This is a genomic window from Terriglobales bacterium, assembly GCA_035573675.1.
Lineage (GTDB): Bacteria > Acidobacteriota > Terriglobia > Terriglobales > Acidobacteriaceae > DATMAB01.
In genome coordinates this window covers 83,554-101,957 of the sequence record DATMAB010000026.1, presented here as the reverse complement: position 1 = coordinate 101,957, position 18,404 = coordinate 83,554, and the positions used below count along the sequence as shown (strand labels likewise).

Annotated in this window: 17 protein-coding genes and 1 tRNA gene; 16 read left to right on the top strand and 2 right to left on the bottom strand. The window is 64.3% G+C overall.

The genetic code is table 11. From position 1 onward, the window contains the following. The first annotated feature begins 107 nt into the window (after positions 1 to 107). From otsB to VNK82_11825, 11 genes are all read left to right on the top strand, one after another. Positions 108 to 893, top strand: coding sequence for a trehalose-phosphatase (otsB, locus tag VNK82_11875; GenBank protein HXE91647.1), 786 nt, complete (start codon positions 108 to 110; stop codon positions 891 to 893). Continuing rightward, positions 890 to 2,296 carry a trehalose-6-phosphate synthase gene (locus VNK82_11870; GenBank protein ID HXE91646.1) on the top strand — a complete coding sequence of 469 codons (1,407 nt, stop codon included), beginning with the start codon at positions 890 to 892 and terminating at the stop codon, positions 2,294 to 2,296. The genes otsB and VNK82_11870 overlap by 4 nt, the downstream gene beginning before the upstream one ends. A gap of 56 nt (positions 2,297 to 2,352) precedes the next feature. Continuing rightward, positions 2,353 to 3,525, top strand: coding sequence for a cation:proton antiporter (locus VNK82_11865; GenBank protein HXE91645.1), 1,173 nt, complete (start codon positions 2,353 to 2,355; stop codon positions 3,523 to 3,525). A 140-nt stretch (positions 3,526 to 3,665) separates the two neighbouring features. Beyond that, a complete protein-coding gene (gene fabG / locus VNK82_11860; protein HXE91644.1) occupies positions 3,666 to 4,412 on the top strand; it encodes a 3-oxoacyl-[acyl-carrier-protein] reductase in 747 nt (248 codons plus the stop codon). 93 nt (positions 4,413 to 4,505) lie between these two features. Then, positions 4,506 to 4,976 (top strand): GNAT family N-acetyltransferase, encoded by a 471-nt coding sequence (locus VNK82_11855; GenBank protein ID HXE91643.1) that lies wholly within the window; start codon positions 4,506 to 4,508, stop codon positions 4,974 to 4,976. A gap of 150 nt (positions 4,977 to 5,126) precedes the next feature. Beyond that, on the top strand, positions 5,127 to 5,480 hold the full coding sequence (locus VNK82_11850; protein ID HXE91642.1) for a helix-turn-helix transcriptional regulator: 354 nt from the start codon (positions 5,127 to 5,129) through the stop codon (positions 5,478 to 5,480). 206 nt (positions 5,481 to 5,686) lie between these two features. After that, complete coding sequence (locus VNK82_11845; GenBank protein ID HXE91641.1) at positions 5,687 to 6,280, top strand: MXAN_5187 C-terminal domain-containing protein; 594 nt, start codon at positions 5,687 to 5,689, stop codon at positions 6,278 to 6,280. 165 nt (positions 6,281 to 6,445) lie between these two features. Further along, positions 6,446 to 8,005 carry a bifunctional phosphoribosylaminoimidazolecarboxamide formyltransferase/IMP cyclohydrolase gene (gene purH, locus VNK82_11840; protein ID HXE91640.1) on the top strand — a complete coding sequence of 520 codons (1,560 nt, stop codon included), beginning with the start codon at positions 6,446 to 6,448 and terminating at the stop codon, positions 8,003 to 8,005. Positions 8,006 to 8,134: 129 nt separating this feature from the next. After that, positions 8,135 to 10,273, top strand: coding sequence for a tetratricopeptide repeat protein (locus VNK82_11835; protein ID HXE91639.1), 2,139 nt, complete (start codon positions 8,135 to 8,137; stop codon positions 10,271 to 10,273). A gap of 157 nt (positions 10,274 to 10,430) precedes the next feature. Next, positions 10,431 to 11,564, top strand: a complete 1,134-nt coding sequence (locus tag VNK82_11830) for a deoxyguanosinetriphosphate triphosphohydrolase (GenBank protein ID HXE91638.1) — start codon at positions 10,431 to 10,433, stop codon at positions 11,562 to 11,564. 31 nt (positions 11,565 to 11,595) lie between these two features. After that, positions 11,596 to 11,946 (top strand): hypothetical protein, encoded by a 351-nt coding sequence (locus tag VNK82_11825; protein ID HXE91637.1) that lies wholly within the window; start codon positions 11,596 to 11,598, stop codon positions 11,944 to 11,946. Between the two features lie 418 nt (positions 11,947 to 12,364). On the opposite strand, the gene VNK82_11820 is transcribed toward VNK82_11825, so the two are convergent. After that, a complete protein-coding gene (locus VNK82_11820; GenBank protein HXE91636.1) occupies positions 12,365 to 13,498 on the bottom strand; it encodes a sorbosone dehydrogenase family protein in 1,134 nt (377 codons plus the stop codon). A gap of 333 nt (positions 13,499 to 13,831) precedes the next feature. Here VNK82_11820 and VNK82_11815 point away from each other — a divergent pair, with 333 nt between their 5' ends. Both VNK82_11815 and VNK82_11810 read left to right on the top strand, forming a co-directional pair. Then, on the top strand, positions 13,832 to 14,059 hold the full coding sequence (locus tag VNK82_11815) for a hypothetical protein (protein HXE91635.1): 228 nt from the start codon (positions 13,832 to 13,834) through the stop codon (positions 14,057 to 14,059). A 173-nt stretch (positions 14,060 to 14,232) separates the two neighbouring features. Continuing rightward, positions 14,233 to 14,322, top strand: a tRNA-Ser gene (locus tag VNK82_11810). Between the two features lie 72 nt (positions 14,323 to 14,394). Here the strand turns inward: VNK82_11810 and VNK82_11805 are convergent. Further along, on the bottom strand, positions 14,395 to 14,811 hold the full coding sequence (locus tag VNK82_11805; GenBank protein HXE91634.1) for a secondary thiamine-phosphate synthase enzyme YjbQ: 417 nt from the start codon (positions 14,809 to 14,811) through the stop codon (positions 14,395 to 14,397). 204 nt (positions 14,812 to 15,015) lie between these two features. Between VNK82_11805 and VNK82_11800 the strand changes: the two genes are divergently transcribed. The 3 genes from VNK82_11800 (at position 15,016) to VNK82_11790 (ending at position 18,369) form a co-directional block, all read left to right on the top strand. Continuing rightward, on the top strand, positions 15,016 to 16,335 hold the full coding sequence (locus VNK82_11800) for an MASE1 domain-containing protein (GenBank protein ID HXE91633.1): 1,320 nt from the start codon (positions 15,016 to 15,018) through the stop codon (positions 16,333 to 16,335). 21 nt (positions 16,336 to 16,356) lie between these two features. Continuing rightward, complete coding sequence (locus VNK82_11795) at positions 16,357 to 17,013, top strand: alpha/beta family hydrolase (protein ID HXE91632.1); 657 nt, start codon at positions 16,357 to 16,359, stop codon at positions 17,011 to 17,013. Positions 17,014 to 17,169: 156 nt separating this feature from the next. Continuing rightward, positions 17,170 to 18,369 carry a cytochrome c peroxidase gene (locus tag VNK82_11790; protein ID HXE91631.1) on the top strand — a complete coding sequence of 400 codons (1,200 nt, stop codon included), beginning with the start codon at positions 17,170 to 17,172 and terminating at the stop codon, positions 18,367 to 18,369. The last annotated feature ends 35 nt before the right edge of the window (positions 18,370 to 18,404 follow it).

Sequence of the window (18,404 nt, the reverse complement as noted above, 5' to 3'; positions counted from 1 at the left end):
ATTTTTTCATCCGGCGCCGACGCCAGGGCGGTGCAGTCCACAACTTCGGACTCACCGCAGGAATTCAGATCGTGATTCGGCGTCACCGACGTTCTCAGGACCCGACTGTGCAAATCCTGCATCCGGAGTTCGACCTCGAATCCTTCTATCGCAAGCTGAGGCGCGCGCCGCGCCGGCTGCTGATGCTGGATTACGACGGCACGCTGGCTCCCTTCCGGGCCCAGCGTGACCAGGCCATTCCCTACCCTGGTGTACGAGAAGCGTTGGACGATCTGCTGGCGCTGGACCGGGACCGCGTGGTCATCATCAGTGGGCGCGCCGTGGCGGACGTGCTGCCGCTCCTCGGTCTGCGGCACTCGGTGGAACTTTGGGGCTCGCACGGCATCGAGCGTCGGCGCCCCAAGGGTGGCGTGTATACGGCAGCGATGGATCCGGCGGCGCTCCGCGGCTTGGCGGAGGCCGACTCCTGGGTCGCCTCCGCGGGCCTCGAACCACATGCCGAATCCAAGCCCGGGTGCCTGGCAATCCATTGGCGGGGCTTGTCGCCGGCCGACGCGCGGGCTCTCCGCACCCGCGTGCGCGAACACTGGCTGCAGTTGGCCGAAAAATACGGCCTTGACCTGCGCGACTTCGATGGCGGGCTTGAACTGCGTGTGCCCTGGCGCAGCAAGGCTGACGCCGTGCGTGTGCTTCTCAACGAGGAAGGAGACACCGCGCCGGCCGCTTATCTCGGTGATGACCACACGGATGAGGACGCGTTCGCGGCCCTCGAGGGACGGGGGCTGCGCATCCTGGTGCGGCCCGAGTTGCGTCCTACAGCCGCAGACGTCTGGCTCAAGCCTCCGCAAGAGCTGCTGGATTTTCTTCATCGCTGGCGGGAAGGTGTTCCATGACCCGCCGCCTGATCGTCGTCTCCAACCGTCTGCCGCTGGTGCTGACGCGCGAAGGCGCGGAGTGGCGCATGCGTCCCGCCACCGGCGGCCTGGTGACCGCGCTTGCGCCCGTGCTTGCGGCCGAGTCCGGCCTGTGGATTGGATGGCCAGGCACCAAGGAGGAACCCGCCGTCGCCGAGCAATTGCGGTCGGCCTCGGAAGAAACCAGCTACGGTCTCGAACCCGTGTTTCTTACTGCGGAAGAGCGTTCTCGCTTCTACCTGGGCTTTTCCAACGAGATCATCTGGCCGTTGTTCCACGACCTCCAATCGCGCTGCAATTTTGATCCGGCTTACTGGGGAAGCTACCTCACGGTCAATCGCAAGTTCGCGGCCATCATGACTGCCCAGGCCAGCGACGATTCGCTGTTCTGGGTCCACGACTACCACCTGATGGAGGTCGCCCGATTCCTGCGCGAGCAGCACACCGCTGCCCGCACCGCGTTTTTCCTCCACATCCCCTTCCCGCCGCCCGACATCTACGCCAAGCTTCCCTGGCGCGACCAGATTCTCAAGTCGTTGCTCGAATTCGACTTGCTGGGATTCCAGACGCAGCGCGACCAGCGTAACTTCCTCCAGTGTGTCCGCGGACTGGTAAGGGACGCCACGCTCGGGCACGACGGCCGGTACCTCGCAGTGCGGCGGAACGGCCATCGGGCGCGGGTAGGCTTCTTTCCCATCAGCATCGACTTCCGCACCTTCACCGAGCAGGCCTCCGAGCCTCAGGTTGCCGACCGCGCCGCCCGCATCCGAGTCGAGCAGAAGGACTGCCAGATCGTCCTGGGCGTCGACCGGCTGGACTACACCAAGGGCATTCCGGAGCGACTGAAGGCCTTCCGCAACCTGCTGGCCAGGTTTCCCGATCTGCACCGCAAGATTGTGCTGGTGCAAGTGGCTGTGCCCAGTCGCAGCGACATCCCGCGCTATCGCGAGCTCAAGACCGAGATCGAGCGACTCGTGAGCGAGATCAACGGGCAGTACACCCAGTCCGGCTGGGTGCCCATCCATTATCTGTACCGAAGCCTGTCGCGTCGTGAGTTGCTGGCTTACTACCGCGCCGCCTCCATCGCGCTGATCACTCCGCTCAAGGATGGCATGAACCTGGTCGCCAAGGAGTATTGCGCGGCGCAGGTCGAGCACGAAGGCGCACTCATCCTCAGCGAGTTCGCCGGCGCCGCCGCCGAGTTGAAGCGTGGCGCCCTGCTGGTGAACCCCTACGATTCGGAAGGCGTGGCGGATGCCATTCATCGCGCGTTTACCATGGACCTGGCCGAGCGCCACCGTCGCATGCTCACTCTGCGGCAGATCATCCGCCGCGCCGACATCTTCCACTGGGCCTCTTCGTTCCTGAGAGCGGCCGACTGAATCGCGGGCCGATTTCTCTGGCGGAATGCGTCCCGCTGCGGTAGAAAAATCTGACCATGCCGCACGGCTCCAGTCCGCTCCTGCTGAACCTGTTCCTGATCTTCGTGCTGGCGAAGCTGCTGGGCGAGATCTTCGAGCGCCTCCGCCTGCCTGCCGTGCTGGGCGAGATCCTGGCCGGCGTGGTCTTCGGCCCGTACGCGCTCGCCTGGGTCGCACCGGACCAGACCATCCATTCGGTGGCCGAACTGGGCGCCATTTTCCTGTTGTTCACCGTCGGCCTGGAAACCCACCCCAAGGACCTGATCCGCGTGGGGCGGAAAGCCCTGGGCGTGGCCCTGGCCGGCGTCATCGTCCCCTTCGCCCTCGGCTTCGCCTACATGATGCTGCGGTACGGACAGGCACAGGAGGCCACGTTCGTGGCCGCCGCTATGGTGGCCACCAGCGTGGGCATCACGGCGCGCGTGCTGGGCGATATGAAGGTGCTGCAGACGCGTGCCGCCCGCATCATCCTGGGCGCTGCCGTCTTCGATGACATCCTGGCCATGATCCTGCTCGCTGTGGTGGCCGGGTTGGGCTCAGCGGGGGGTGTGCAGTGGCTTCACCTGGGCATTCTCTTCGCCGAGGCCGTGGCCTTTGCGCTGTTCATGATTTTCATTGCGCCGCGGGTCATCCGCCGAGTGCAACCCCGCTTGGAGCAGATGGCCGTTCCCGATGCGCCGCTTCTGGCCTCCCTCGCCCTCTGCCTGGGCCTCAGCGTGGCCGCGGAGAAGATCGGCATGGCGGCCATCATCGGAGCTTTCTTTGCCGGGCTGGCCTTCGCCGAGTACTCGCCCCAGTGGAACCTCCAGCCCCGGGTCCACGCCATCAACGAGTTCCTGGCTCCCTTCTTCTTCTTCACCATGGGGACCCGCCTCGACCTGCACGCCTTCACGCCCGCAGTCCTGATTTCCGCGGTCGCCATCTCCATCCTGGCGCTCATCTCGAAGATCGCCGGCTGCGGGCTGCCGGTGCTGCGCGAAGGCTGGCGTATCGCGCTCCGCGTGGGCGTAGGCATGATGCCCCGCGGCGAAGTCGGCCTCATCGTGGCGCTGGTCGGCCTGAACCTGGGAGCCATCACCCAATCGTCCTACGCCATCGTCATCTTCATGACCGCGGTCACCACGCTCCTGGCCCCGCCCGCCCTGCGTGTGCTCTTTCGCCGTGAGGAACCAGAGGCAGCCACGGATTGACACGTTCATCGCGGCTTTTTCTTCGTGCAAACCTTCGTGTCTTGGTGGTTGTGCTTTGACCTTCGCTTTTTTGCATTTTCATTTTTCATTTTGTCTTTCTGTCTCCCGTATAATCTCGACCTCTCAAGGAGCGCTTGACTGTGGCGGGGCTTTCCGGACATGTCGCGCTGGTGACGGGCGCCTCGCAGGGCATCGGGCGGGCGTGTGCCCTGGAGCTGGCGCGCGACGGGGCGGCCGTGGCCGTGGCCGCCCGCAACGAAGAGAAGCTGGCTGCTCTGGTGGCAGACATCGCGGCCGCCGGAGGCCAGGCCGCCGCCTTCCGCATGGATGTGGCCAGCGAAGAGGAGATCAAGTCCGCTTGCAAAGCGGCCCTCGAACGTTTCGGCAAGATTGATATCCTGGTGAACAACGCCGGTATCACGCGCGACCAACTGGTCATGCGGATGAAGCGCGCCGACTGGGACGCCGTCCTCCAGACCAACCTCACCGGCGCTTACCTCACCATTCAGCAGGTCATCGGCTCCATGTTGAAACAACGCTGGGGCCGCATCATCAACATGACCAGCATCTTCGGCCAGATCGGACAGGTCGGCCAGGCCAACTACGCCGCCTCGAAGGCGGGCTTGATCGGCCTGACCCTGGCGGTGGCGCGCGAAGTGGCCTCGCGCAACATCACCGTGAATGCCGTGGCGCCCGGCTACATCGAAACCGCCATGACCGCCGTGCTCTCCGAGGACATGAAGAAGAAAGTGCTGGAGATGATCCCGCTGGGCCGTGCCGGCACCGAGCAGGACGTCGCCCACGCCGTCCGCTTCCTGGCTTCCGACGATGCCGCCTACATCACCGGCCACGTACTCAACGTGAACGGCGGCATGCACATGGGGTAGGAGCCATTCTTTATTGGCTCTTGGCATTCGATCCTGACGACCTGACCCTGAACATTCCGAGTCTGCCCGCAAGCCCGCGCATCGGATCAGGCTGTGAGCGTCGAGTTCATCCAAGCCGCGACCCCCGAACAGGTGGAGGAGGTTCGCAAGCTCTTTGTCGAGTACGGCGAATCGCTCGGTTTCAGCCTTTGTTTTCAGAGTTTTGACCAGGAATTGGCCGGTCTGCCCGGCGATTATGCACCGCCTTCCGGCCGCCTGTTGCTGGCCGAAGAAGACGGCAGGGCGGCAGGCTGTGTGGCGCTGCACCGGCTGGAAGACGACATCTGCGAGATGAAGCGTCTCTACGTGCGGCCGGTGTTCCGTGGCCGCCGGCTCGGTCGCACGCTCACCGAGCGCGTCATCGCGGAAGCACGCGCCATCGGCTACCGGAGCATGCGCTTGGATACCATCGCCGACTCCATGCGCGAAGCCGTAGCGCTCTATCGCGCGCTCGGGTTTCGCGAGATTCCTCCTTACCGTCCCAATCCCATCGCCAGCGCCACCTACATGCAGCTCGATCTCTGAGTCCATCCCCGTTTGACACTGCACAGAAAGTTGTGCTCTTGCGGTCCGGGCGATTCTTTCCACCCGAGAAGATTCTGCTTGCAAGAGCGAGGGACTCTCGCTACTATTCCCGCACTTCGAGACGATTCGAGAACCGTTATTACACCCGGCATGAACATCGGCGAAACGATCCGCAGCTTTCGGTTGCAGAGGGGCATGTCCCAGGGCGACATCGAGAAGCGGACAGGGTTACTGCGTTGCTATCTGTCGCGCGTGGAAAACGGCCATACCATTCCTTCGCTGGACACGCTGGCCAAAATCGCCGGAGCTATGGAAGTGCCGCTGGCTCAGTTTTTCGCCGATCCGGCGCGCTCCAACGGTTCCGCCCGTGCGCTGCCCCAGTTGAGCGACGACGAAGTCCGCTTCCTCACCCAGATCCGCCGCTACTCCACCAGCCTTTCTGAGAGCGACCGCAAGCTGGTGCTGGCCATGGTCAAGAAGATGGCCGTCAACAGCGGCAAGTAGCAAGTTCCCAGTCCAGAGTAACGAGTTTTCGAGCAGCGAAACCTCCCTGCCAGCGGCTCGAAGCAACGTGACGGGTCGGGCCGCTCGTCGTCGGCCCGAACTCTCTGCTCGCTACTCGAGACTCGCCCTGTGGTATAGTGCCCTTCGCGCCCCAGCGCTGGGCCCATGCTGCGCGCTTCCCGTTTCCCCGGTGGGCGAGGTGGACCGTGACCATCGACGAGGAACTCAGTCATCTCGACGAGATGGTTCGCCGGTTGAAGATCGAATACGACATTTACTTCGGCGGCGGAGCCAAGAAGCCCCCCACCGACAGCGAATGGCGCGTGCAGGCCCTCCTCAAGAAGTACTCCGACAGCCAGAAGCTGAGCTTCGCGCAGCGCTTCCGCTTCAACACCATCCAGCAGAAGTACGCCATCTTCAGCGACCTGTGGCGGCAGAAGGTCAAGATCAAGGAGGAAGGTTTCCGCCGCCCGCAGGACGCCGTGCTGGGCATCCAGGGCATGCGTGTCGAGGAGGAAGCCAAGGCGCGCGAGGAGATACGCGCGGCCGAGCCCTTCCGCGTGGCCTGCTCCGATGTCGACTCCGACCACGAGAAAGTGCAGGCGCTGTTCAACGCCATGGTGGAAGCGCGCAAGAAGGCGGGTGATGCCGGAGCCGGCGCCGCCAACTTCGAGTCTTTCAAGTCCTTCGTCAAGAAGAAAACCGACCAACTGCGCAAAGACTACGGCTGCCACGCGGTGGAATACGCCGTCGAAGTGGAGAACGGCCAGGTCCGCCTGAAGGCCAAAGCCAAAGTCTAGTACCGGGTTCCGACTTCCGAGTACCGAGGTGCGAGTCCCGAAGCCCGTCCTTGCCTCTTTCACTCGGTACTCGCCACTCGGTACTTGTGTCTGTGACATCTTTGCGCGCCTCCGGCGCGCCATGTATTCTGTTGCGCCCTGCCAATCCTGCCTTCGAGGGAACCTGTGCCGAGAATCCAGCGCGCCATCCTCAGCGTGACCGACAAGACAGGCCTCGCGGAATTCGCCCGCCGCCTGGCCGCCATGAACGTGGATCTGGTCTCGACCGGCGGCACGGCCCGCCTGCTGCGCGATTCCGGTGTGGCGGTCCGCGACGTCAGCGAACTCACCGGCTTTCCGGAGATGCTCGATGGCCGCGTCAAGACGCTTCATCCCAAGGTGCATGGCGGCATCCTGCACATCCGCTCGAACGCCGAGCACCGTGCCGCCGTCGCCCAGCACGGCATCGCGCCCATCGACATGGTGGTCGTCAACCTCTACGCCTTTGAGAAGACCGCATCGAAACCGGGCGTGCGCTTCGACGAGATTGTCGAGAACATTGATATCGGCGGACCTTCGATGGTGCGCTCCGCGGCCAAGAACTTTCGCGACGTCGCCATCGTTACTTCGCCAGCCGACTACGACGCCATCGCCCAGGAGATGGAAAACTCCGGCGGCGAACTCTCTCTCGCTACGCGCTGGCGTCTAGCACAGAAGGCGTTCGCGCTCACTGCCGCTTACGATTCCGCCATTGCCTCCACGCTCGAGCGCATCCAGCCGGCCGACGGCGACTTCGCGTTCACCGACGCTCCGGCCTTTCCCACGACCCTGCGCCTGGCCTTCACCAAGGCCATGGACCTGCGCTACGGCGAGAATCCGCATCAGAAAGCCGCGCTCTATTCCGATGGCTCCGGCCGGGGCGTGGCCAACGGCCGCCAGCTCCAGGGCAAGGAGCTTTCCTTCAACAACATCGTGGACCTCGAAGCCGCATGGAACCTGGCCCAGGAGTTCACCGAACCGGTGTGCGCCATCATCAAGCACACCAACCCGTGCGGCACGGCGACCGGCAAGACGCTGGCCGAGGCGTACAAGAAAGCCCTTGAATGCGACCCGGTCTCCGCTTTCGGCGGCGTCATCGGGTTCAACCGCCCGGTGGATGGCGAAACCGCTGGCGAAGTCGCAAAGCTTTTCGTCGAGGCGGTGGCTGCACCCGCCTTCGACGAAGCCGCGCGTGCGGCATTCGCCGCCAAGAAAAACCTGCGGCTGATGGAAGTCGCGCCGGCGCCGCCGGGCCGCGTGCTGAAAAACGTCTCCGGCGGCCTGCTGTTGCAGGATGACGACAAGCGCCCGCTCACCGAAGCCGACCTCAAGGTCGTCACCACGCGCCCGCCCACGGACGAAGAGATGCGCGCGCTGCTCTTCGCCTGGAAGATCGCCAAGCACGTAAAGTCGAACGCTATCGTCTACGCTCGCGACGGGCAGAGCGTGGGCGTGGGCGCGGGGCAAATGAGCCGCGTGGACTCGTGCAAGATTGGCGCCATGAAGGCCGTGCTGCCGCTCAAGGGCACCGTCGCCGCCTCCGACGCCTTCTTTCCCTTCCCTGATGGCGTCGAGGAGATCGCCAGGGCCGGGGCGACGGCCATCATCCAGCCGGGCGGCTCGGTCCGCGACCAGGACGTCATCGACGCCGCCAATCGCCTGGGCCTGGCCATGGTGTTCACCGGGGTACGCCATTTCCGCCATTGATCCAGCCCGCCTCGCCACGCTTTCTCTCGCTCCCGTCACCGCGAGCAGCGTAAAATGGCTTATGTACCGGGTCGGCCCCGCGCGCATCCAACCAATCATGGCGCCGTGCCGGGCCGTCAAGGAACCTAGATGAAGCTTCGTCGTCTGCCGACCCTTGCTCTTCTGCTCGCCCTTCCCCTCGCTGCGCAAGACAAGCCCGAGGCTGTGGCTGTGCCGCAGACTGCGCCTTCCACTCAGGCGCCTACCCCGGCTTCCAAGCAGGCCGCGCCGCCTCCGACCCCATCTCCGGCCCCGGGTGCGGCCCAGACTGCAGCGCCGGCAAAGGCCCCGGATCGCGCCAAGGCCTACTACCACTACACCCTGGCGCACATCTACGAGGAGCTGGCCACGGTCTACGGCCGGCCGGAGTACGTGGGCAAGGCGGTGGAACAGTACAAGCTGGCTCTCCAGAACGACCCCGCCTCGGAGTTCCTGAACTCGGAGCTGGCCGAGTTCTACGCCAAGACGGGCCGCATCCGCGACGCGGTGCTCGAAGCGCAGGAGATCCTCAAGCGCGATCCCAACAACCTCGAGGCACGCAAGCTGCTGGGGCGCATCTACGTGCGCTCCCTGGGCGATTCGCAGAGCGGCTCCTCGCAGGAGATGCTGAAGCGGGCCCTCGAGCAGATCCGCGAAGTGGTCCGCCTGGAGCCCAAGAACACCGACAACTACCTGCTGCTCGGCCGCCTGTACATCCTGGCCAAGGAACTCGACCAGGCCGAGGCGGCGTTCAAGGCCGCGCTTCAGAACGATCCCGGGTCGGAAGAAGCGCTCACCAACCTGGCCTATCTCTACACCGAGCAGGGCAACTACGCCCGCGCCGTCCAGACGCTGGAAGCGGTGCCCGAGGCCGAGCGCACCGGCAAGATCTTTGCCGCTCTGGGCTTCAGCTACGAGCAGCAAAAGGACTACGCCAAAGCCGTCGCAGCCTACCGCAAGGCGGTGGAGCAGGACAGCGACAATCTCGACTGGCAGCGCGGCCTGGCCCAGAACCTGTTCAACGACGGCCAGCTCAAGGAAGCGCTGGAGCAGTACAAGGCGCTGGCCGAGGCCGATCCGCAGGACGCCACCACCCTGGTGCGCATCGCCGAGATCCAGCGGCGCGACGGCCAGTTCGACGAGGCCCTCGACAGCCTGAAGAAAGCCGACGCGCTGGTGGCCAACTCCCTCGAGGTCCACTACAACATGGCCCTGGTCTACCAGGCCCAGGGCAAGTTCGACGAAGCCGTCCGCGTTTACACCCAGTTGCTCGATCGCACCGCCAGGGAGGACGGGAACTACAGCGAAGGCGAGCGTTCCAACCGCGCCGTCTTCCTGGAGCGCCTGGGCGATCTCTATCGCGACGCCCACCAGACCGAGAAGGCGATTGAGACTTTCACCCAGATGCTGGCCCTGGGCGGTGAGCAGGCTTCCCGCGGATACCAGCAGATCGTGGAGACTCGCCGCGCCGCCCGGCAGTGGGCGGAAGCCCTCCGCATGGCCGAGCAGGCCGCCGCCAAGTTCCCCCAGGATCGCGACCTTCAAATCCAGTTCGGCGCCCAGCTCGCGGATAGCGGCAAGCCCGACGAAGGCATCGCCCGGGTGCGCGCGCTGCTGAAGGGCACGTCCGAGGATCGCGACGTCCATCTCGCTCTGGCGCAGATCTACAGCCGCCTGCGCCGTTGGAAGGAAGCCGAAGACGCCATCGCCCAGGCCGACAAGCTCTCTACCACCCCGCGCGAAAAGTACTACGCCTGGTTCTTGTACGGCTCCGTCTACGAGCGCCAGAAGAAGTTCGAGCAGGCCGAGGAGATGTTCAAGAAGATCCTGGCCTTCGATCCGCACAACGCCATGGTGCTCAACTACCTGGGCTACATGCTGGCCGACCGTGGCGTCCGCCTGGAAGAAGCGCTGGGTTACATCAAGCAAGCCGTGCAGCGCGACCCGCAGAGCGGCGCCTATCTGGATTCCCTCGGCTGGGTCTACTTCAAGATGGGCCAGGACGTGCTCGCCGAGGAGTATCTGCAGAAGGCCATCGCGCGCCTGCCCAACGACTCCACCATCCACGACCACCTCGCCGATCTCTACCTCAAGACCGGCCGCCTCAAGGAAGCCGCCGCTCACTGGGAGCGCGCCCTGGAAGAGTGGACCCGCGGCCTGCCCTCCGACGCTGACCCCGCCGAAGTTGCCCGTGTGCAGAAGAAGCTCGAACAGGCTCGCGTGCGCCTGGCGAAGCAAGTGCGCGAGTAGCGTCGCTCCCCGCTATCCGTTTTCCGCAGGACCGGCTTACGGGTGTTTGCTTCGCCTGTGCTTGATCCGGAGAGCGGAGAGCGGAAAGCGGAGAGCCGGGTTCCTCTACGTATCGACCCTTGACCTTCACCGCGGCTCGCTGAGGTAAACTCCACTCATGCTCGCCTCCTACGCGGTGCAGGTGGAGGAATCGCGCGGGCGCAGGCATCCCGAGCCGCCCCACCCTTATCGCGACGACTTCCAGCGTGACCGCGACCGCGTCATCCACTCCCGCGCCTTCCGCCGCCTGGAGAACAAGACCCAGGTCTTCACCCGCCGCCATTCCGACCATTTCCGCAACCGGCTCACGCACACCATCGAAGTGGCGCAGATCTCGCGCACCCTGGCCCGCGCCCTCCACCTCAACGAAGGATTGGTGGAAGCGCTGGCCCTGGTGCATGACATCGGGCATCCTCCCTTCGGCCACGCCGGCGAAAAGGCGCTGGATGCGGCCATGCGCGCCCACGGCGACTTCTTCGACCACAACCTGCAGGCGCTGCGCATCGTCGAGGACTTCGAGCTGCGCTACGCCGGCTTCCGCGGCCTGAACCTTACCTTCGAGGTTCGCGAGGGCATCATCAAGCACTCCCGCGACTACGACGCCGCCCGCTTCCCCGAGCTGGCCGAATATCTGCTTGACCGCCAGCCGCCGCTCGAAGCCCAGCTCATCGACCTCACCGACGAGATCGCCTATAACACCGCCGACCTCGATGACGGCCTGGAGGCGCGCATCCTTTCGCTCGACCAGGTGCGCCGCGGCCTCCCCGTGTTCGAGCGCTTCTACCGCGAGGCCGGGCAGAAGTATCCCAGCGCCCTCGACAAGCTGAAGTTCAACGAAGCCCTCAAGCGCATGCTCAATCGCATGGCCACCGACCTCATCGAAAATACCGCCCGCCGCGTGCACCAAGCCGGCGTCAAGAGCGTCGAAGATGTCCGCAACTCGCCCGAGCGCCTGGCCGCCTTTAGCCCGCAGGTGGACGAAGAGCGCCTCCAGGCCAAGGCCTTCTTGCACGAGAACCTTTATTCCTCCGCCGCCTTGCGCCCCGAGAAAGACCACGCCGAGCGCGTCGTGACCGAACTCTTCGAGTACTGGATCGCCCGCCCCGAGATGCTTCCCGCCACCTACCAGGAAAAGGCCCGCCAGGAATCCCTGCCCCGCGTGGTCTGCGACTACATCGCCGGCATGACCGACAACTTCATCCTGGAACAGCACGAGAAGAATTGCGGCGGGAAGAACGTAGTGGCGCGATAATCACGGAGCTGTCGGGAAGCGGATAGCCAGCATGACCAAAGCTTTGGAGTGGGTACTCGCAGTCGCTTGGTTTCTCACCTGGTTCAAGGCCAAGGCGGGCGACGGCTGGCCGCTAGGTAACGACTTCAACCTGAGCTCAATTCTGTTCTTCCTGGGTGTTGCTATTGTCTTGATCTTCAACGCCGTGAAACTCAAGATGGAACGAATGCTGTTTTCAAGAAAGGTGATGCTCCCGCCAAGAGCAAGCCTCGCAGAAGTGCGAGCGCAGTACAAGGAAGCCATCGGCGACGACCGCCTTTACAAGCTTTCACGCTTCCTCATGCCGGCGTTCCTGGTCGTGGGTTTTGCCTGGCTCGTAGCCTTTCATTTCTCTATCTCGTAGTTGCCAAAAAGCGCGGCCTGGATACTCTCCGGACCCTGGCGGTGCCCCATGTCTGCGCCATGCCGTTCGGCGCAGACATGGGGGAGACAGACCCTACGAGGGCTTACGTGGGGAAATTGACCATTTCGGCACAAAGGACGTCCCGTTCCATTCATAAGACAAAGGACGCCCTCGTCCTAACTCGAACCCCCAAGGCGCTGTCGAAAATTTCTCTTGACAATTCCCCACATGTGATATAGTCTTGTTTTATGACTTATCAAAATGATAAGTCATTTGTTTTGACTATCTTGGCTCTAAGCTCTTTGACATCAATATTTTGGCGGAATCGCATCGCCTAACCCCCTTTGTTTTTACGAATTTGCGCAAAACAGGGGGGAGGGGGGTACCCCCCCCCCCGAAACGAAAGGGACCGAAGCGGCTACTTCCCTTCCCAAGTCACGCGATAGATTTTTCCGCGCCCCTCGCGCGAGTCGTCGCTGACGTACAGCGCGCCCTCGGGCCCCACGGCAAGGCCCACCGGCCGGCCGCGCCAGCGGCCCTTGCGCGTCTCGCCCGGCGCGATAAAGCCGGTAAGAAAGTCGGAGATGCCGGTAGCCTCGCCGCGCTCGTTCACCTCGATGCGCACCACCTTGTAGCCGGTGGGCACGCTGCGGTTCCAGGAGCCGTGGAAAGCCACGAACAGATCGCCGCGATATTCCGGCGGGAATTGCGTCCCGGTGTAGAAGGCGATGCCCAGCGGCGCCGAGTGCGCCTGCATCTGGAACTTGGCGGGGATGGTCGAGGGGCAGCGGGTCGTGGCTTCGCGCGAGAATTCGGTATCGGGAGTGCGATCGCCGTAGCAGAAGGGCCAGCCGAAATCGCCGCCGCTCGCGCCCAGATCGTTGATCTCTTCGGGCGGCAGGTTGTCGCCCAGCCAGTCGCGGCCGTTGTCGCTCACCCATACGGTGTTGGTCTGCGGGCTTACCGCCAGGCCCACGGCGTTGCGCAGCCCGCGCGCGAACACACGGCCGCCGCTGCCATCCGGGTTGAATTCCATCACCGCGGCGCGGCGCTCATCCTGCTCGCGGCAGACGTTGCAGGTCGAGCCGATGGAAACGTACATCTTGCCCTGGTGAAAGACCAGCGTTCGGGTGAAGTGGCCGCCGCCACCCGGCAGGTCGGCCAGTGGCTTGGGATTCGAGGCTCGCAGGTTGGCCTCATCCCAGTCATAACGCACTACACGGTTGGTCTCGGCGATGTAGAGCTTGCCTTCATGAAAGGCGATGCCGTGAGGCGCATTCAGCTCGCTCAGCACGGGGACCACGCGCTCGGCGCGGCCGTTGCGCTTCGTGTCCGGCAGCGCCAGCACCTTGCCGTCCGCCATGGCCGTGGTCAGCAGCACACCGCCCGGACTGAAGGCCAGCAACCGCGGCGTCGAGCCCGTTTCCGCGAATACCTCCACGTGGAATCCGGGCGGAACCGTCAGCGCACCGCGCTCCGCCGCTGCCGGTTGCGGCGCGGAAGGGCTGCACGCCGTGAGCAACACAACACATGATGCCAATGTCAGGCGCACAAACGGATTCTACAGGGCGAGCCGACACCCGGTTCAGGCCCGTTTTCCCATTTTGGGAAACTGTTGCCCGCACCGCGGGTCGCAGTGCAGGCTGTGTCTCACGGATTGACGGTTTTCGTCTCATTTTCCGGACAGCTGACCGTCTCATCCTGGTTTTGGGTCTGTGTAATCCGTTATATCCATTGGAGTTACCGATTCTTGTTCTGGAAAGCGACATTGGAGGGGAGATTGCATCTAACTGGGTAAGCTTTTTGGCTTATGCGGCGCAGGATGGCCAATTCGGACGGACGGCAGCCCAGCGGGGCGCCAGGCCGGGTCGGAGGTGGGGTCGTCATGGGCGAGAAATTCACTGCGGTCGAGATTGCCACCGTGTGTCAGAGCCTGCTGACGGGCGAAATGGATCCCTGGCAGGCCGCAGAATTTTTGCAGATCTTCTTCACCGGGCACGGTTACGGGCTGAGTCACGACGCCGCTCTGCAAGCCGCCGCTCTGATGGAAAGCTCGGGTTGCAACGAGGAGATCGTGCGCCGCGAGCTGAACAGATTGGCGCTGGTGGTCTAACCGTACCGCCTAGAGCGCCAAGGAAGAAGCCGGGCTAACCCGCCCGGCCTTTTCGTTTTTCGGCCCGCTGCTGCCTTCCCTGGTGTTCTTCGGGTTCTTGGGTCGACCGCATGCCGCCGCTTCCTGCTCTTCGGCCGCACAGAATCCCGCTAGAATGAATCAATATCCCGCGCGGAGGGATGCGTGAGTGGTTGAAACGGGCGGTCTTGAAAACCGCTAGAGTCGGAAGGCTCTCCTGGGTTCGAATCCCAGTCCCTCCGCCAGAAGTTGAGTCCGCGGGTTACGAACGCCGGCGCTGCATTCCAATTCTCGGCTCGGCTCAGCCGCCGAAACACCTACTCTCCGACCACGGTAATCACCACGGTGCGGTCGCGTCCGCGGACGTCGCATTCCAGATGGAAGATCTGCTGCCAGGCGCCCAGCACGGGTTTGCCATCGGCGATGGGCACGGTGAGTGAAGGGCCGAGCAGCGTCGCCTGCAAGTGGGAATGGGCGTTGCCGTCGTGCCAGGCCTGCTCATGGCCATAACTGCGGCTGGCCGGAATCAGCCGGTCGAGCACGGCCGGCAAGTCGCCCTGCAGGCCGGGCTCGAATTCGATGGTGCCGACGGCGGCGGTGCTGCCGACGTTGAAAATGTTGACGGTCCCGCGGCGAACGCCGGAATCGGCCACGACTTTCTTCACCTGCGCCGTGAGGTCATGCATGTCCCCATGGCCTTGGGTACGGATCGGAACCTGCTGCTGATGGGTCATCGTCGCTCCGGCGGAATCGAGTCGCAAAGGATTCCATGCGGATTTTACAGAGTTTCTCAACAACGCTGGCTCTGCGGTGATAGCATCCTTCGTCCAAGAATCGACTCCGGCCGGATTCGAGCAAGCGGATGGACCGGGGAAGCGCGCCCAAGGAGACGGACCCTGTTCACGAGGAAGAACCTGGCGATCATCGGGAGCCTGGCGGTGGTGTATTTCGCGGCCGGGAAGCTGGGATTGCGGCTGGCGTTCGTGCATCCCAGCGCGTCGGCGGTGTGGCCCGCTTCGGGGATCGCGCTGGCGGCGGTGCTGATCTTCGGCCGCGCGGTATGGCCGGGCATCATGCTGGGCGCCTTCCTGGTGAATCTGACGACGGCGGGCTCGCCGGCCACATCGCTCGGCATCGCCGTGGGCAATACGCTCGAGGCACTGATGGCCGCGCACCTGGTGAACCAGTTCGCCGGAGGGCGGCAAGCATTTCAGCGGGCCCAGGATACCTTCAAGTTCGCGTTTTTCGCCGCCATGCTGAGCACTACGGTAGCGGCGACGACCGGCGTCATCAGTCTTTCGCTGGGGGGCTTCGCTCCATGGATCCAGTTCGGGCCTATCTGGCTGACGTGGTGGCTGGGGGACGCGGTCGGCATCGTGGTGGTGACGCCCCTGATCCTTTTGTGGAGTTCGCGGGTGCGCGACGGCTGGACGGTCGTGCGCGGCGTGGAAGCGGCGGTGTTGGCGGTGTGCCTGCTGCTGATAAGCCATCTAGTGTTCGCGGGCAACATCCTGGCGCCCAAGCACTACCCACTGGAGTACCTGTGCCTGCCGTTTCTGGTGTGGGCCGCCTACCGGTTCAGCCCGCGAGAGGCGTCGACGGCTATCCTCTTGCTCGCCATCGTGGCGTCGGTGGGCACACTGAGGGGATCCGGACCCTTCTTCCGGCCGACGGCACACGAATCCCTGCTTCTGCTGCAGTCGTTTCTCGGAATCGTCACGGTGATGACGCTGGCGTTTGCGGCGGCACTGGCGGAACGGCGGCGCGCCGAGGAGCGGGCGTACTACCTGGCCATCACCGATTCCCTGACCGGGCTGGCCAATTATCGGAGGTTGCTCGAGGAGATGGAGGCGGAGATTCGGAGGTCGGCGCGCAGCGGGAAGCCGTTTGCGCTGCTGCTGCTGGATCTGGACGAACTGAAGAAGATCAACGACGCGCAGGGCCACCTGGTAGGCAGCCGGGCCCTGTGCCGGGTGGCAGACGTGCTGCGCGACCAATGCCGCGATATCGATACTCCGGGGCGCTACGGCGGCGACGAGTTCGCCGTCATCCTGCCGGAAGCCGGGGCGACGGCGGCCAGCCAGGTGGCCAGCCGCATCTACGAGCAACTGGCGCACGATGCCGAGCAGCCGCCCCTCTCGGTGAGCATCGGGGTGGCCGAATATCCACACGACGGAGAGACCGTGGAAGGGCTGCTGCGCGCCGCCGACCGCGTGCTGTATGAGATGAAACGCCGCTTGCGCCGGGAAGTGATCTGAAATTCGGAGCGCAGCACGCCCATGGCCAGAGCCGAACCTTACTTCGACGATTCCGCCGATCCCCCGGTACGTGGACACCTGCACCGGCCCGAGAGCACGTCGGGCGACGGCCTGGCGCTGACGCATGGAGCGGGGTCGGACAGCGGCGCGCCGCTGCTGGTAGCCGTGGCTGAGGCGCTGGCGGCTGCCGGCATGACGGTGCTGCGCTACGACCTGCCGTACCGGCAGGCGCGGGCCAAGGGTCCGCCGCGTCCGGGCGATGCGGCGCGGGACCGCGAAGGCATCCGGCGCGTGGCTGCGGTGATGCGCGGCATGGCTTCAGGACGCCTGCTGCTGGGCGGACACTCCTACGGCGGCCGGCAAACCAGCATGGTCGCCGCCGAGGATCCCAGTCTGGGCGATGCCTTGCTGCTGCAGTCCTACCCGCTGCATCCGCCGGGACGCCCGGAACAACTGCGCACCGCACATCTTCCCAACCTGCGCATGCGGGCATTCTTTGTGCAGGGCACGCGGGACAACTTCGGCACACCGGAAGAGATGCAGGCGGCGCTCGAACTGATTCCGGCGGAGACACAGCTCTACCTGGTCCGCGACGCAGGGCACGACCTGGGCTTTGGGCGGAAGCACGGCGTTGACGTTGTCGCTATGGTGCAAGAGTTCCTGAAGTTCCTCGGCTGATCCAGAAAGGCGGCGCACAGAGAGCCGCAAGATTTCGCATCCTCCTTCCCATTGGCTGCATCTCTTGCGCTTCGGGCTGTCACAGTTCCATGTGCGAATATTGCCGCCGGCTGGAGCAGCCCGATAGCATGAAAATCGCCCCGCAAGGCGAGCTGCATGTCGCACCGCTCGCGTAGACAGGCAATCCATCCCATCTCGGAGGCACTGGGACGCATCATGAACCGCAAGCTCATCTGGCTCATTCTCCTGGTAGCGGCACTGGCGGTAGTGTTCTGGCCAAGCAGGCGGGAAGCACCGGCACCGCAACCGCAGCAGACAGCAGTCCGACCCGCGGTCCGCCCGATCGGCGCGCCGGTGGAAATCAAGGCGCCGCTGGGCCTGCCGGCGGTACCGATTCCGGCGGACAATCCGCCGACCGCAGCCACCATCGCGTTGGGCCGCCGGCTGTATTACGACCCGGTCCTTTCCGTGGATAACACCGTTTCCTGCGCGTCGTGTCATGATCCGAGATTCGGCTTCTCCGACGGCAAGCCGGTCTCCGAAGGCGTGGGCCGGAAGAAGGGCACCCGCAACGCGCCGACGGTGTTCAACGCCGCCTATTACAGCGTGCAGTTCTGGGACGGCCGCGCGCCCAGCCTGGAGAAGCAGGCCGAAGGCCCGGTGCAGAACCCGGTGGAGATGGTGCACACGCTGGAGGGGTGCGTAAAGCGGCTGGAGGCCGACCCATCCTACAAGCAAGCCTTCGAAGAAGCGTTCGGACCCGGTCCCATCACGTTCGACATGGTGGGCAAAGCCATCGCCAGCTTCGAGCGCACGGTGATCAGCGGGGACTCGCCTTTCGACCGCTACTTTTACGGCGGGCAGAAGAACGCACTCAGCGCTTCGGCGCGACGAGGCCTGGAAGTGTTCCGTGATCCCGCGAAGGGCAACTGCGCGGTTTGCCATACCATCGGCGAAAAAGACGCGCTGTTCAGCGACGACAAGTTCCACAACATCGGCGTGGGGGTGAAGGACGGCCAACCCACCGACCTGGGACGCTACGAGGTGACCAAGCGCGACGCCGACCGGGGCGCCTTCAAGACGCCGTCGCTGCGCAACGTAGCGCTGACCGCGCCGTATTTCCACGACGGCAGCCGCAAGACGCTGAAAGAGGTAATCGATTTCTATATCGGCGGGGGAAACTCCAATCCCTACCTCGACAAGGAAGTGAAGGTGCTCGACTTCCTTACGGGACAGGAACGCGCCGACCTGCTGGCGTTCCTGGAGTCGCTGACGGGGACGATGCCGGCCGACGTGGGCCCGCCCGAGACCGCGAAGAAGGCGGAGGGCAAACCCAGAGGGACGCCGGAAGACTGAGCATCGCGAAAGGGGAGGCGGCTGACGCCGGGGGC